This is a genomic window from Arthrobacter sp. 10T413_2 (assembly GCF_056394205.1).
The window spans coordinates 1-13,490 of record NZ_JBFTHK010000115.1; the positions used below are offsets into that span (position 1 = coordinate 1).

The window sequence follows — 13,490 nt, forward strand, 5'->3', positions numbered from 1 at the left end:
TACAAGAACGCCTACAACTCCAGCGACCACCGCACACACGCCTTGACCGGCTGGCTAGACTTCTACAACCACCGCCGCAACCACAGCGCCCTCGGAGGACGACCACCCATCAGCAGATGTAACTAACCTCTTGGCTGAGTACAGCTAGGACGTAAGACGGCCCCACTTTGTCCGGATCCCCGTTACCCGGATAGCCGTCACAGGCACAGTAAGACCACTCGCCGTACTGGTTCATGTCCTCGCGTGCCTGAGTGATGGCATGCCGGATGTCGGTGGTGACGCCGTCAACGGATCAGACGCTGGGCCTAGTGCCCCGATACCGGGAAGGATGGCCACGCACGACCTGCGGTATCGCGGTTTACAGCGTCGCCGCCATCGAAACCACGGAGGACGGCAAACTCACGATCCGTTTCACCTCGGAGAACGACCGCGACCGGGTCCTTACCGTCATGGCCGACCGCCGCTTCCTGAAGGCAACGAACGGGTAGGACGCCACGGCCGGGCAACAAAGAACGGCCGATCTGTCCGGATAGGCTGAGCAGGGCTTGACCGGTCCATGGGAGAACTGTGGCCGGCAGCATCACGAAATACTTATTGGGGGGACAAATGGCTAAGGGCCAATTTCACATCGCATATGCCGGGCCGATGCCTTGCACTTCGGACCGGTGCCCGTTCGAGGACCATTACGACTCTCTGGAATCTGCCCATGACATCCACACCCACAGTGCAGAGGTGAAGCGGCTCCGTGGCCTCATCAAGACTGCAAGGCCGTTCAAGTCTATGAGTTCGTCGATATTCTTTTATCGGGAGGACAAGCTCACTGCCAGGGATTTTGGCCGAGATGTGGACATGTGGTTCACGAGCAAGGGTCTGACTCCGCGGTTCTTCGACGCCTACAGCGGGATAGTGCTGAAGGATGGTATCGACCCGAAGGCGGCTGTCGGGATACGCCGTGCAGGCACCGTTGATGAGGTGGCGGCGCGGATTGTCGGGATCTGGACGATTTCCGCCGAGGTTAAGCAGGAACCGGCTGACAACACGGAATCGCTGCGGTGGAAAGAGGTCTTTGACTACTCCACGAGAGAAGCCGTCGGGGATAGCTTGCTGGCAGTGGCGGGGCTGTTCCGCGCCGCACTCCTCCAGAACGGGGCGTCCGGCGAGGCGGTCGACATCGAGGCCGGCAGGATGCTGGAGCACTTCGAGGGGATGTTCAATGCCGTCGAGAGCGAGGCTACGGGCGACTACGGGCTGTGGGGACTCCGCATGGGTTACTTCACCGCGAGTGACGGCGAGACGATTGTCGCCAACGAACCGTACCGGACCTCGGCCTTTCGCGCGGAAAACTTCAGAAGGTTCCTTGCGGATAATCCTTGGTACCGCAGCCGCCAGCCTGAGGCGGAGATTCGTGTCACCGACACCCGTGAGGAAGCCGGTGCCGCCTGGACGCTCAAACGGGAGGACGGTCGGTGGTCCATCGAGAAGATCTACGGGGACGGCAGGGTCGTGGCAGTCGACGTTGAGACGGCGCAGGATGCCCTTGACCACGTCTATCACTTCAACCATGCGGAAATTGACCCCGGTGACGAGCCGGCGGCGCTGGTCAAGGGCCGCTACGCCTTCGATCTCGTGCGCGGCGTCGAACTGGCGCTGGAAGCTAACGCAGCGGCCATCGCCCGGCAGCAGCAGGAGCACTCCGTGCACCAGGATCCAGACAGCGTCCGGGTCGAAGCCGCGCACCCTCCAGCTGGCAGCCCACGGGCTTCCCGGCTGGGAAGTATCTTCAAAATCTTCGGCTGAAACCGGCCTGGTTTTTGTCCTAACCGGATCCGGCGGTCACCACAGAACCACCGCTCTGTGCGGATAGGCGGAGCTTTTGACCGGCCGCGGAAGAGCCGCAGCCCGATGACATTACAAACTTTTGGGGGGAAACGAATGGCCAGCAACCGGTACCACATCGCACCTGACGGGGCGGAGCTGTGCAGGGCATGGCTCAAGCGGTGCGAGTACGAGCACCATTACAGCTCCCTGAAAATCGCGCAGGAACAAGACGCGATCATCAAGGACAACAACCTCTTCCGGGCCGAGCTCAAGCGGCTGCAGGACGGTCACCGGAATCCGGACCCGAAACTCTTTAGCCGGTCCTCTTTCATGTTCAACCGTGCCGACACATCCCCTCGGAATTTCGCCCAGGAAGTGGACGCACGAATACATAACCTGGGTGTCAGGCCGGAGATTTACCACAGCATGGGCCAGTTCAGGATGAACAACGGCAACGGCATGGAGGTGAACGTCCAGGTCATGCGTATGACGGAAGTTGACGAGCGTCTCGCCTGCTATTCGGGGGTCTGGAGATTCATCGTCAAGAAGAACAAAGTGGGCCTGCAACGGGATGCAGAAACGGTGCGCGATGTAATCTTCGACTTCTCAACGGAAGAGGCGATCCAGGCGAGCATCCCGGAGGTCTCCGAATTGTTCCGGACCGCTGCCATCTCAAGCGGCATCTACAACCAAGAGAAGGCCGACAACGAGTCCGCGACGATGCTGGCGCACTTCAAGGCCATGTTCAACGCGGTCGAAAGCGACGCCGCCGGCGACTTCGACGTATGGAACCGCGGCATGGGCTACTTCACCGAAAGTGACAGCGAGACCATCGTCGTCAACGAGGACTACTGGTCCTCGGCGTTCCGGGCGGAGAACTTCCGGCGGTTCCTCTCCGACTGCCTGTATTACCGCAGCACGCAGCCGAACGTGGAAATCCGGGTGTCCGACCACCACTTTTACACCGGGGCGTCATGGGCGCTCATAAGGCACTCCGACCAATGGTCCGTCGAGAAGAAGTTCGCTGACGGGTCGGTCGAAAATGTCCCCCTCGAAACCCCGCAGGATGCCCTCGACCACGTCTACTGCCATGCCCTCGCTGAGGTAAACCCGGACAACGAAGAGCTGTCCTTTGAGAAGGGCCGGTACGCCGAGGATCTTTTCAAGGGAGTCGAGGAAGCGCTCGAAGCCAACAAGGCCGTGGTGGCCGAGTGGTGGCGCAAACAGCGCGAATACCAGGCGGCGGCCGTCGCGGGGAAACTGGACGGGGACAAGAAGCCCGCCGGGATCCTGGGCACGCTCAAAGCCTTCAGTAAGGGCTGATTTGGTGGCACCCCTGCTGAAGTCTGCAGCCAGGCCGCAAGGATGGGGGAGCGATGTCCGGGAACAGTACACAGGCCGGGCCGGGGCTGCCGGACGACTACCGGCCGCCGCTGCCGTTCCAGCCCGTCATCGTGTTCCCGCCGTACGTGCCGCGGCCCCCGGCCTCCGGGACGCGCACCGCTGCGGGGCTCTTCTCGATGGCCCTGGCCCTCGTGGAGCTCGTCCACTTCTTCCCGACCTGGTTTGTCGCCCTGGCCACCGGATCCACCGGCTTCGCGATCCTGGCGGCCCTGTACCTGGTATCGTCACTGGGAAACATCTCCCTGGGGGTCTCCATGCTGGCCGGGCGCCGCGGCCGCCGGCGGGCGGTGCCGTTCCTGGCGGCCGGTTTCACCGGCCTGGCCATCCTCCTCTGCCTGGCGGACGTGGGCTCCGTCAGCTACAGCCCGGACATCCTTATCCCTTCGCTGGCGGGAACCCTGGTTACGGCAGCGGCGGTGTTGGTTCTGTTATGGCGGAGCCGGCACGCCCTCTCCGCCGACATGGGCGGCTAGGCTCCGGTCAGACTTCCGGCCGGCAACCGACAATGAACTGCATCAGCGGCGTCGCGTTGGCATCGGCATAGAGGATGACCAGGCTCTGGTTGAATTCCAGGCGCCGGCTAAACGGGATTGAGATCGCGTCGTGGCCTGAGCTCATCAGGATCCCGTTCATCATCAGCCGGGAGGTTCGCTTGTTGCCGTCGAAGTAGAACTGGTGCCGCGTGCCGAAGCAGAAGTAGGCGACGGCCCGTTCCACCGGGTCTTCGATAGCGGACAGGTAGGCCAGGCCCCGGTCGTACTCGGCTCGGAGTTCCTCTCCGCCGTCTTCGCAGCCCGTGGCATAAAACGTGCCGGCCTCACCGAGGTTCACTGTCCCGCCGCCACGGACCGACCCTTCGCCACGGAAGTGCCCCGCCTCGATGGCCTCGTGCGGTGCCACGACCCCGTGCAGCCGGTCGGAGATCTCCTTGCCGGCCACGAAGGTTCCGTCCTGGACTATGTCGTGAAGCATCCGGGTGGACGCCGCCAGGGCGAGAACCTGCTGCTCATCCTCTAGTCGGCGGCCCCCGACGGTGGCGCCCTCCAGCAGCGTCTGCACCTCCGGGAGCGTGTACGGGTTGCCTTCGAGTGCTGCGGCATCCCAGACGTGGCCGGCCAGCTGGCCTTCGAACCGGGCGACGGCGCGCTGGACCTCCATGGATGGCATGACGTCCCAGGGCACGGAGGATGAGTCCCAGGCGAAGCCCAGCTCGCGAAGCTGTTCCTCGGTTGCCGGGCGGAGCAAGTCCGGCGCCGGTTCAGCAGGGCGGGTCCGGCCTGGTCGCTTCTTGTACTGGTTGGAACCGACTGCCCAGCGTGAAGATTCAGCCATTGTTCTGCTCCCAGTCGCTTGTGAGTTCATCGGCCATGGTGGCCGTTTCGGGGATGCCGTAGCAGTCCAAGATGATCTGGATCGGGTCCGCCCACACGACACCCTCGTCGTTCCAGGCCCCGTTTTCGCTCGTGCCGTCGAACGGCAGCAGGATCACGTCGACCGCCGACGCTCCGGGCCGGCTGATGATGGATGCCACGCGGCCAGGCTCTTCAACGTAGAGGATCAGCGGGCCGTTCTGTTCTGCGGCGCCGATCCGCGTGGCGGCGGGGGCGCCACTGACAGCCCAGCCCTTCCGGGTCGCCGCGGCGGCGGAACAAATGCGCAGAAAGTTCCAGTCACTGGTGGTCGTGACCACTGCGGGGCGCAGCAGCGGAGGCGCGGCGGTGGCGGCCTCCCGGGCCAATGCCCTGGGGTGTGGCTCTTCGTCCGGGCTGGCCCAGCGCATCAGGGTCCCAGCCAGCCCGCCGTCCGCTGCCGGATCACTTGTCGTGCCGTCGAGGATTCTGCGGGCTGCGTGCAGGGCGTCGATGTCACAGAGTGGCTCTGCGCGTCTCGGCAGCTGCAGCCCGGCGGCGGCGAGAATGCGCGCTGCCATGCCAAGGGTCGGGTCGACGTCTCCCTTTTCGATCCGCGTGATTGTGGATGCGGAGACGCCCGCCCGGCGGGCCAGCTCGCGGCGGTTGAAGCGTGACCCCATGATCGCATCTTGGACAATGTTTTGCATATAAGCAACACTATGACCAGTTTTGCATATATGCAATATATGGTCGTATTTTGCATATATGCTTTTACCCTCGATCGTCACCGGCAGCCCTTAGACTTCAGAAAACGTTCAGCCGACTCAGAGGAATCGACCAGTACGCCCATGGACAACTACGCGGAATTCCTGGAGCGGCTCAATGCGGCCGCGGACAGTCTCAAGAAGCGGCAGGACGCCCTCGGCCATGTGCGGTCGATTGTCTCGGCAGCGCTGAAAGACAATGAACACGGATACAGGCAGTGGGCTGAACGCCGGACCCGGGTGGAAGGCCTCCTCGGTAGTCGGGAGGCGGCAGGCCGTTCCAGTCTCGGGGAACTCCACACGGTCGCAATCAACATGGAGTCAGTCTTTCGGTCCCGTTGCGAACACGTGGGCGCACGCTTGTCGGCAGTCCAGAACCGTATAGACGAGATCGCCGGGCCCTTGCATGATCTTCAACTCAGCAGGGACAAGCTGACCTCGTCCCAGAGGGTTGCGGAGGAGCGGGAGAAGCTCAGCAGGGCCGTGCAGGGTCTTGCCGGGACCGCAGAAGGCATCGCCGCCATGACACCGGATGCGGGCCTGCGCGACGACCTGAAGGCAGCGCGCGAGGCCGTCGTCCTGGCCGAGGCGCTGCTCGAACTGAAGGGGGACCAATAATGCCGTTGCAGCCCAACGAACACTACGTGACCGGGTTTGGCGCCCACCAATGGACAGGGCAGCCATCCAAAGGCTCCGGAGCCCTCTTCTTCGGTGCCGGCTTCCTGACCTGTCTCGTGTGCTTGCCCCTGATGCTTTTCATTGAGCCGCTGAGGAACTTCTTCGTCCTGGTGCTTGTCTGCACCGTTATTGCCACCGCCGCCACTGCAGCTGCGGTCGTCCCCAAGGTGAGGCGCGAAAAGGCCTTCCTGGCCGGGCTGACGGCGCGGGTCAACGGCTCCATCCTTGAACTGACCGGCGACCCCAACGCCCAAATTTCTGCCTGGAAATTGCAGCAACTGATCCAGTACAGCGGAAAGATTCCGCTGCAGATCAACGGCGTGCCAGGACTCGAGCTCAAATTGGTGCCCGGCGCGGCAAACGAGGCGACCCGCGTCGTAGCTGTGCTCACCCCACCGGACTACGGGCTTGAGAGCTTTGATTTATTGCTGAACGCCGAGATCCAACGGAAGCCTTAGCGGCCGTGAATCAGTAGAGCCGGACGGTCGGTTCCCGGTAGCCGCGGGAGGCGATGAACTTCACGATCCCCTCCGGCCCCCGCCCGACCCCGAACTATTCCGGTCCGTCGTACTCGGGTCCGGCGCCGGCGGGGGACGATGACGTGTTCGACTTCAGCGGCTCCTTCGACCCGGCAGCCGACGTCCCGGACGGCGCCCCGAAGTACGAGAAGCTCATGAGCGACTTCACCAAGGAGTTCTACATCCCCGATGAGGACGGCTCCGACACGCAGGCGGACGACAACCCGGCCGCCGTCGAGCCGCCCGTGTTCGACGCGGAGCCTCCACCGGTTCCGCCTGCCGGCGTCTCCACGAAGATCACCGGCGGCGCCCTGGGCCTCATCTTCATCATCTGCTGCATCGCGGGCGGATTCGGAACAGGGCTCTTCGTCGTGGGCGTCTTCATCCTCCTGACGGCCCTCTACACGATCACGACCGGCCGCGGCTCCTGGGCCCGGCTGTCCTCCAGGAAACACATCGCAGCCGCCATCGGAGTGTCAGTCGTACTGTTCCTGCTGTGCGCGGCCGTCAGCCCGCAGCACCGCGACACCGGCAGCGACACCCCCGCGCCTGCGCCGGCCCATACTGCCCCTGCCCCCAAACCGAAGAAATGATGGTCATGCCGCAGACAGCCCTCCAGGAACCGACCGTTGAAGCGCCGGAGGCCGGCTGGTCCCAGGCCGACCTGCCCGAGAGCCCCGGCACCGCCCTGCAGTACGTGAATGCACGCGGTGAACGGATCATTGCCGTGCTCTCCGACACGAGCCTCTGGCGGGTCACCAGCGTGACCCCGGGCGGGGACGTGCACCACGGGTCCTGGATTCCTGCCGCGTTGGCCGCGGACCTGTGGTCGGTGGAACGCTACACACCCATTCCAGCGCCCTGAACTGCGGAAACATAACGACGAAGAGCCTGGTGGGCAGTAGCATCATCAGCAGGGGCCAGGGAACCGGCCCAAAGACCTGGGGGAACAATTGAACAACAAAGCCATCCGTCTCGCCGCCGCCGGGGCACTCACCGCTCTGCTGGCCGGGCTCGCGGTTCCGGCGCAGGCAGCAACTGATCCCTGCAGCCCGCTGGTTGATTCGGTCAAGATCTGTCTGGCCCCGGACGGGCGCCATTACCCCGTGCTGGTCAACAGCGCCGTCACCGTCCCCGGGCCCACTATCGGCGGCGCCCTGCTCGTTGGCAACACGCTCACCGCGATCGACGGCCCCGTGGACCCCTGGGGCGCAATGCTCACGCACCAGTGGCTGCGCAACGACGTGCCGATCCTCGGCGCCACCGGCACCACGTACACCCTCACCCGGTCGGATCTAGGCAAGGGCATTCGGGTCGAGACCACGGCGACAGCACCGGACTATGCCAAAACCACAGTGCAGTCCGCCAAGTCCGCGCCGGTCACGGCCGCCGCCGGCGCCGTCCCCACCATCCAGATCCTGCAGGTGAAGGTCACAACCAAAAGCACCACGAACTTCGTGATCGCCGAGCCTCTCTCCTTGGGCCCCAAGGGCCGCCTGTACCTGTACCAATGGCTGCGTGACCGCGAGCCGATACCCGGGGCCACCGGCAAAACGTTCGACACCACGGGTTGGGCCCCTCCGGCGGCGCTCAGCGTCAGGGTCACCGCCTACGCTCCCGGGTACGACCCGGCCACCAGCACCTCAACGCCAGTGGCCGTCTATCCCGAAAACGCGACCCCCGGCGCCATAGTCGCGGGCGGCACTGGCGTCGGGGACGTCCTGACCGGCACAGACACCGCTCCGTGGCAGGTATACATCCCCCGTGGCGAGACCGCCTATGCCCACCACTACAAGTGGCTGCGTGACGGCGCCGAGATCGACGGGGCCACGGGGCTGACCTACACCATCACCGCCGAGGATCAGGGACACACCCTGGTCCTGATGACCGACACTTCGAGGTACGACGCCTACTCCCGTCCGATCGCAGTGCCGGCGGCAGTGCCGGTCCCCGCGGACGTCGAGCTGAAGCAGCTGACGAACGTCGCCAGGCCGGTCCTGACAGGCAACTCCGTGACCGGCTCTCTCATGACGGTGACGGCCGGCACCTGGTCCGAACCGGCCGAGAACCTGACGATCACTTACGACTGGCTGTCCCCGGACGGGAAGGTCTCGTCCGGCGGCGATTCGTTCGTCCCAAACAACACCCACGTCGGCTCGACTATCACCGTCCTCGTGACCGTCTCCGCACCCGGCTACGCCACCAGCCGGGTGAAAGTTACTGCGCAGAAGCCCGTGACCGCAGCTGACCCGTACCAAACGAAGAGCCCTTCCATCAACGGGGTCCTGAGAATGGGGCTGATAGTTGAGGTGTCCGGCGGTGAATGGTCCGACTATCCTGCGGGCCTGAGCGGGACTTGGCAGTGGCTGCGCGACGACGTGCCCGTCAAGGGCGCAACCGGTGGTTCCTACCACCTGCGGGCTGAGGATGTCGGCAAGCGCATATCCGTCAGCCACACGGTCACGCTCAACGGCAGAGTCCTTAAAACAGAGACAGTCGGGGCGGGGAGTGTTGCGACGGCGTTCCTGAAGGCTGCCAAGCCGACGATTTCAGGCACCGTCAAGGTTGGGAAAGTCCTAACCGCGAGGCCCGGCGCCTGGACTCAAGGTACCTCGTTCAAGTATCGCTGGCTGCGCAACGGCGTCCCGATCTCCGGGGCCACGTCTTCGACGTACAAGGTCCGGACGGCCGACCGGGACAAGAGGATCACCGTCGAGGTCACAGGCTCACGGCTCGGCTATACGACCGTCACCCAGACCAGCGGAGCGTACTTCGCCCGCTGAACGCGGTCCTCACCTGGTGCGAAGCAAAGGGTCCGCGCGTCGCCCGGGCACCGTTGCCCTCATTGGTGACCCCGTGAGGTTACGCCGTCAATCCTGCACCCTGAACTGCAGCGACGTAGTCGCAAACCGGTCACGGGCGCTACTATCAGCATGGGCCCGGGGGGACCGGCCCGACGACTTTGGGGGAACAATTGAAAAACAAGACCATCCGTCTCGGCATCGCCGGGGCACTCGCCGCGCTCTCGCTTGCGGGCCTCGCCGTGCCGGCTCACGCCTCATTGACGGCGGACCCCTGCGGTCCCGTCGTCGACTCCGTCAAATTCTGTACGGCCGAGAACGGAGCGGGCTACGCCCTGCTGGTCGACACCGCCGCCGCAGGCCCGCGGCCCGGCATCAGCGGAGCCCTCCAGGTCGGCAGCACCGTGACCGTTGTCGACGGCACCTGGGATCCCGCGGACGCCACCTTCACGCACCAGTGGCTGCGCAACGACGTGCCGGTCCTCGGCGCCACCGGCCCGACCTACCTGCTCACCGAGGCGGACCTCGGCAAGGGCATCCGGGTCAAGACCACGGCGACAGCCTCGGGCTACGCCAGGACGACCCTACAGTCCACCAAAACCGTCCCCGTCACGAATGCCGGCGCCGCCGTTCCCTCCATTCAGGCATCGGGCGTCTCGTTCCAGTTGGTCGGTGAAGGCACCAGCCTCGACGATCCCAGCCGCCTCGTGATCGCCATGCCCGGGTCGTTTTCGGGAGCGCCGGTCATCTACTTCCAGTACCAGTGGCTTCGCGACGGTGAGCCCATCCCGGGTGCCACCGCGAAAATGTTCGACACCACGGGATGGGGTTCGACGGGACTGCTCAGCGTCAGGATCACCGGCCACGCTCCCGGGTTCACACCGGCCACGCGGACCTCGCTCCCGAGGGGCGTGTCCGAATTCAACCCCACCCCGGGCACGGTGGTCACCGGCAACACCGGGCTCGGGGACGTCCTCACCGCCGTCGACGAGATTCCCTGGCAGGGCTTCACCGGGCCGGGTGAACCGATCGGGCACACCTACACCTGGCTGCGGGACGGTGTCCTCATTCCCGGAGCCACCGGGATGACCCGCAGCATCACTGCCGAGGACCAGGGGCACACACTGGTCGTGGAGACACACAGCACGAGGCGTTGGTCTTACGGCACCTCCTACTCCAACGCGGTCGCCGTGCCGGCTGCCGCGGGCACAGGTGTCGAGCTGAAGCCGCTGAGGAACGTCACCAAGCCCGTCCTGACCGGGTCCTTCATGACCGGCACGCCGATGACCGTGACGGCCGGCACCTGGTCCGAACCGGCCGAGAAACTGACGTTCACCTACGACTGGATGCTGCCGGACGGAAGGATGTGGGACGCCGGCCCGAGCTACGCCCCGGGCAGGTTCCAACTTAACCAGATCGTCTCCGTCTTCGTGACGGTCTCGGCCCCAGGCTATGCCCCGACCCGCATTAAAGTCATCGCACCCAAGCCCTTGAGCATGCATGACCCGGATCAGACCAAAGCCCCGGCCATCAGCGGCACAGCGACCGTGAGGGAGACACTAACCGTCAACGCCGGCGTCTGGACCCGCTATGACATGAGGGTGGTGAAAGAGTCCCGCCAGTGGCTGCGCGACGGCGCCCCGATCGCCGGGGCGACCGGCAGCGACTACACCCTGGTGGGGGCAGACTTCGGCAAGAAAATCTCCGCCAGAGTCACCTCCACGATCGAAGGCAAGATCCTGACAACCCAGACGGTCAACACCCCGGCGAAGGTCGCCGCTGCGGCACTGGTTGCGGCCTCGCCGACGATAGCCGGCACCGTCACGGCCGGGAACGTCCTGACCGTGAAGCGGGGCACCTGGACCTGGGGCACCGCCTTCACGTACCGCTGGCTGCGCAACGGCGTCACGATCTCCGGAGCCACGGAGCCGACCTACAAGGTCCGGACCGCCGACAAAGGCACCAAGCTCACCGTCAGCGTCACCGGCTCCCGGCTCGGCTACACGACCGTCTCCCGGACCAGCGCGGCGCGCATCGCCAGCTAACCCACGGCTTCCCCGGGCGCCCGGCATGACGCGGCCCGGGGAACTTTGGCCGGTCCCTCCAGGCTGCCGCGCAGCCATGAAAGAACAGTATGAATCCCCTACGTAAGATCTCGGCCCTGGTTGTAGTGCTGACCGCGGCGGCCCTGCTTGCCTTGACCGGAGCCCCGGCCGCGACCGCCGAGACGGCCACCGGCGACCATTCCACGGAAGATCCGACGGTCAGCCCGACCGACAAGGCCTACGAAGAGCCGGACATGACCGACGTCGCCACGCCGGACCCGTTCGTGTGCCCGGCAGGTTACGTGCATGTCTACTTCAACGACGCAGACGCGTGCGCCACTGCCAGCGCCGACGGTGAGCCCGACCCCGCCGGGATCGTCCTTGACCCCAGCGGGGGAGTGCTCAAACCTGCCGGGGAGGTGCCGGCTCCGACTCCGGTGGAGACACCCGCACCCACGGTTCCGGCGCCGACAGCCCCCAGTACACCGGCAGCCGCGGCGGTAACGCCGGGACCGGCCGAAGCCGCTGAGGCCCCGTCGGCGCCAGCACAGGTTCCCTCGGCTTCCCCTTCCGTCGATGTTCCGGCCGTGGTGTCGCAAGCATCCTCGGATACGGGTCCGGCCGCGCTGGTGATTGCCGGGGCCACCGTAGCCCTGCTGCTGGTCGCAGCCGGTGCCTTCGTCTGGGCTCGTCGCAGCGAACGCGAGATCCCCTGATCCGGAAAGCGGAAAGGGGCCGCCAGCGGACCGCCCCTTGCTGCAGGTGTTTCGTGCCAGATTAGCCGCTCCCTACCGCCGCCGGCCTGCGCTAAGTCAGGCAGCCCGTGCGGCGATCCGGCGCGCCAGGCCCTTGTCCGCCGCACCGATGCGCAGCACGACGTCCCGGGCCTCGGCGTCGGTGACCCAGTCGAACACCGAGCCGCCGGCGTCCCGGACCGTCACGGCCAACTCGCCGTAGCGGCCGCCGAGGACCTGGTCCCGGCCGGTGAGGGCCCGGATGCCGCGGCGCAGCAGTGCGACATCCTCCTTGAGCTGCCCATCGAGCGTGGCCGGCTGGTTCCGGCGGACGAAGGTGCGGACCAGGTCGGTGCCGAGCACGTGGTTGTCCTTGGCGTAGGCGAGCCGGTCCAGGGAGATCGCGAACCGCGCGGCCGGGTCGGCCTCGATCCGGGACTTGATGACGTCGAGGGGTTCGGTGTTCATGGGACTCCTAGAACGGGATCACGGGTGGCAGGCCGGCGATGTCGGCCGCCAGCTCCGGGACGGCGGCGATAATGCGGCGGACGATCCTGCGGGCGGGCTCTGCGGTTTCGAAGTCATAGATGCTCCGTCCCAGACCGCCGATGTTGCACTGGAGGTTCCAGTACGTCATACCGTTGAGCAGCACCCGGCCGGCGATGATGTCGATGGCGCGGTTCAGGGCCGCCACGTCCTCGGCTAGCTGACCGGTGAGTATGTCTGGGGCGGTCTCACGGACGTACTGCCACACCGAGTCGATCCCGGCGTCGGTGGGGTTCTCGCTAAGGCGCAGTAGCTCCAGCGAGATGGCCAGCCGGCCCTCCGGTTCAGAGGCCAAGGTCTCTTCGATGACCGGCAGGAAGTCGGCCGGGCTCAACCCCTCGGGGTCGCCGGACACAACATCCAAGGGCTTGTTCGGGGCGACGGTTCCCGTAGCCAGGTCGAGATGAATGTGCTGGGGCTTCAGGTTCATGGAGGCGGTGATCTTCATGAGCACCATGTGTGCGGCGCCGGCCCGGCGGCTCCCCGGACACACGAAGAGGGGCCCCCAAGGACCCTCTTCCATGCGGCCGGCAGGTGCAGGCCATCCGTTCGCTCATCACCAGCCTAAGCATGCTTAGGGTTATTTGTCAGCCCCCGGTAGCCGATATGACGCGGGACAATTCTCAGTCGTCCGCTCAAGCGAGTCATTGTGCGTGCTAGGTTGGCGGACAAGGCCGCGTTTCAACGGCGGTATCCGACGCTTGGGGGAGAGCGATGGTCCCGAACCACCGGCAGATCATTGGGCTCCTGACCGCCGCCGACCCTGTGTTTCCCGCCGGCCGTTTCGCCACTGATTTCCAGGCCTCGGGGGCGGAGGGGGAACGGGGCAC

At 65.4% G+C, this 13,490-nt stretch carries 16 protein-coding genes; 12 read left to right on the forward strand and 4 right to left on the reverse strand.

Annotation, left to right across the window (positions count from 1 at the left end):
* The 5 genes from AC1DBQ_RS16290 to AC1DBQ_RS16310 all read left to right on the forward strand — a co-directional run.
* On the forward strand, positions 1–126 hold a 126-nt coding region (locus tag AC1DBQ_RS16290; RefSeq protein ID WP_476929511.1), incomplete at its 5' end, for an integrase core domain-containing protein.
* A 149-nt stretch (positions 127–275) separates the two neighbouring features.
* Positions 276–488, forward strand: a complete 213-nt coding sequence (locus AC1DBQ_RS16295) for a hypothetical protein (protein ID WP_476929496.1) — start codon at positions 276–278, stop codon at positions 486–488.
* A 118-nt stretch (positions 489–606) separates the two neighbouring features.
* Entirely contained in the window at positions 607–1,797 is a 1,191-nt protein-coding gene (locus AC1DBQ_RS16300; protein ID WP_476929497.1) for a hypothetical protein, read from the forward strand.
* 135 nt (positions 1,798–1,932) lie between these two features.
* Positions 1,933–3,141 carry a hypothetical protein gene (locus tag AC1DBQ_RS16305; protein ID WP_476929498.1) on the forward strand — a complete coding sequence of 403 codons (1,209 nt, stop codon included), beginning with the start codon at positions 1,933–1,935 and terminating at the stop codon, positions 3,139–3,141.
* Positions 3,142–3,194: 53 nt separating this feature from the next.
* Positions 3,195–3,695 carry a hypothetical protein gene (locus AC1DBQ_RS16310; protein WP_476929499.1) on the forward strand — a complete coding sequence of 167 codons (501 nt, stop codon included), beginning with the start codon at positions 3,195–3,197 and terminating at the stop codon, positions 3,693–3,695.
* A gap of 7 nt (positions 3,696–3,702) precedes the next feature.
* Here AC1DBQ_RS16310 and AC1DBQ_RS16315 read toward each other — a convergent pair whose 3' ends face one another.
* Both AC1DBQ_RS16315 and AC1DBQ_RS16320 read right to left on the reverse strand, forming a co-directional pair.
* Entirely contained in the window at positions 3,703–4,554 is an 852-nt protein-coding gene (locus AC1DBQ_RS16315) for a Fic family protein (RefSeq protein ID WP_476929500.1), read from the reverse strand.
* Positions 4,547–5,254, reverse strand: coding sequence for a helix-turn-helix domain-containing protein (locus AC1DBQ_RS16320; RefSeq protein ID WP_476929501.1), 708 nt, complete (start codon positions 5,252–5,254; stop codon positions 4,547–4,549). The genes AC1DBQ_RS16315 and AC1DBQ_RS16320 overlap by 8 nt, the downstream gene beginning before the upstream one ends.
* Positions 5,255–5,422: 168 nt before the next feature.
* Here AC1DBQ_RS16320 and AC1DBQ_RS16325 point away from each other — a divergent pair, with 168 nt between their 5' ends.
* The 7 genes from AC1DBQ_RS16325 to AC1DBQ_RS16355 all read left to right on the forward strand — a co-directional run bounded on the left by AC1DBQ_RS16325 (position 5,423) and on the right by AC1DBQ_RS16355 (position 12,096).
* Positions 5,423–5,956 (forward strand): hypothetical protein, encoded by a 534-nt coding sequence (locus AC1DBQ_RS16325; protein ID WP_476929502.1) that lies wholly within the window; start codon positions 5,423–5,425, stop codon positions 5,954–5,956.
* Positions 5,956–6,474 carry a hypothetical protein gene (locus tag AC1DBQ_RS16330; protein ID WP_476929503.1) on the forward strand — a complete coding sequence of 173 codons (519 nt, stop codon included), beginning with the start codon at positions 5,956–5,958 and terminating at the stop codon, positions 6,472–6,474. The genes AC1DBQ_RS16325 and AC1DBQ_RS16330 overlap by 1 nt, the downstream gene beginning before the upstream one ends.
* A 53-nt stretch (positions 6,475–6,527) precedes the next feature.
* Positions 6,528–7,127 carry a hypothetical protein gene (locus AC1DBQ_RS16335; protein ID WP_476929504.1) on the forward strand — a complete coding sequence of 200 codons (600 nt, stop codon included), beginning with the start codon at positions 6,528–6,530 and terminating at the stop codon, positions 7,125–7,127.
* Positions 7,128–7,132: 5 nt separating this feature from the next.
* Positions 7,133–7,399, forward strand: coding sequence for a hypothetical protein (locus AC1DBQ_RS16340; protein ID WP_476929505.1), 267 nt, complete (start codon positions 7,133–7,135; stop codon positions 7,397–7,399).
* Positions 7,400–7,487: 88 nt separating this feature from the next.
* On the forward strand, positions 7,488–9,317 hold the full coding sequence (locus tag AC1DBQ_RS16345) for a hypothetical protein (protein WP_476929506.1): 1,830 nt from the start codon (positions 7,488–7,490) through the stop codon (positions 9,315–9,317).
* Positions 9,318–9,508: 191 nt separating this feature from the next.
* On the forward strand, positions 9,509–11,380 hold the full coding sequence (locus AC1DBQ_RS16350) for a hypothetical protein (RefSeq protein WP_476929507.1): 1,872 nt from the start codon (positions 9,509–9,511) through the stop codon (positions 11,378–11,380).
* An 89-nt stretch (positions 11,381–11,469) separates the two neighbouring features.
* Positions 11,470–12,096 (forward strand): hypothetical protein, encoded by a 627-nt coding sequence (locus tag AC1DBQ_RS16355; RefSeq protein WP_476929508.1) that lies wholly within the window; start codon positions 11,470–11,472, stop codon positions 12,094–12,096.
* A gap of 96 nt (positions 12,097–12,192) precedes the next feature.
* Here AC1DBQ_RS16355 and AC1DBQ_RS16360 read toward each other — a convergent pair whose 3' ends face one another.
* Complete coding sequence (locus tag AC1DBQ_RS16360) at positions 12,193–12,582, reverse strand: hypothetical protein (protein ID WP_476929509.1); 390 nt, start codon at positions 12,580–12,582, stop codon at positions 12,193–12,195.
* Positions 12,583–12,589: 7 nt separating this feature from the next.
* On the reverse strand, positions 12,590–13,108 hold the full coding sequence (locus tag AC1DBQ_RS16365; protein WP_476929510.1) for a hypothetical protein: 519 nt from the start codon (positions 13,106–13,108) through the stop codon (positions 12,590–12,592).
* Positions 13,109–13,490 lie beyond the last annotated feature (382 nt).

Coding starts and splice junctions, on each gene's coding strand:
- AC1DBQ_RS16365 (WP_476929510.1), bottom strand. CDS start 13,108: ATGAAGATCACCGCCTCCATGAACCTGAAGCCCCAGCACATTCATCTC.
- AC1DBQ_RS16360 (WP_476929509.1), bottom strand. CDS start 12,582: ATGAACACCGAACCCCTCGACGTCATCAAGTCCCGGATCGAGGCCGAC.
- AC1DBQ_RS16315 (WP_476929500.1), bottom strand. CDS start 4,554: ATGGCTGAATCTTCACGCTGGGCAGTCGGTTCCAACCAGTACAAGAAG.
- AC1DBQ_RS16340 (WP_476929505.1), top strand. CDS start 7,133: ATGCCGCAGACAGCCCTCCAGGAACCGACCGTTGAAGCGCCGGAGGCC.
- AC1DBQ_RS16325 (WP_476929502.1), top strand. CDS start 5,423: ATGGACAACTACGCGGAATTCCTGGAGCGGCTCAATGCGGCCGCGGAC.
- AC1DBQ_RS16330 (WP_476929503.1), top strand. CDS start 5,956: ATGCCGTTGCAGCCCAACGAACACTACGTGACCGGGTTTGGCGCCCAC.
- AC1DBQ_RS16320 (WP_476929501.1), bottom strand. CDS start 5,254: ATGGGGTCACGCTTCAACCGCCGCGAGCTGGCCCGCCGGGCGGGCGTC.
- AC1DBQ_RS16355 (WP_476929508.1), top strand. CDS start 11,470: ATGAATCCCCTACGTAAGATCTCGGCCCTGGTTGTAGTGCTGACCGCG.
- AC1DBQ_RS16300 (WP_476929497.1), top strand. CDS start 607: ATGGCTAAGGGCCAATTTCACATCGCATATGCCGGGCCGATGCCTTGC.
- AC1DBQ_RS16310 (WP_476929499.1), top strand. CDS start 3,195: ATGTCCGGGAACAGTACACAGGCCGGGCCGGGGCTGCCGGACGACTAC.
- AC1DBQ_RS16305 (WP_476929498.1), top strand. CDS start 1,933: ATGGCCAGCAACCGGTACCACATCGCACCTGACGGGGCGGAGCTGTGC.
- AC1DBQ_RS16335 (WP_476929504.1), top strand. CDS start 6,528: ATGAACTTCACGATCCCCTCCGGCCCCCGCCCGACCCCGAACTATTCC.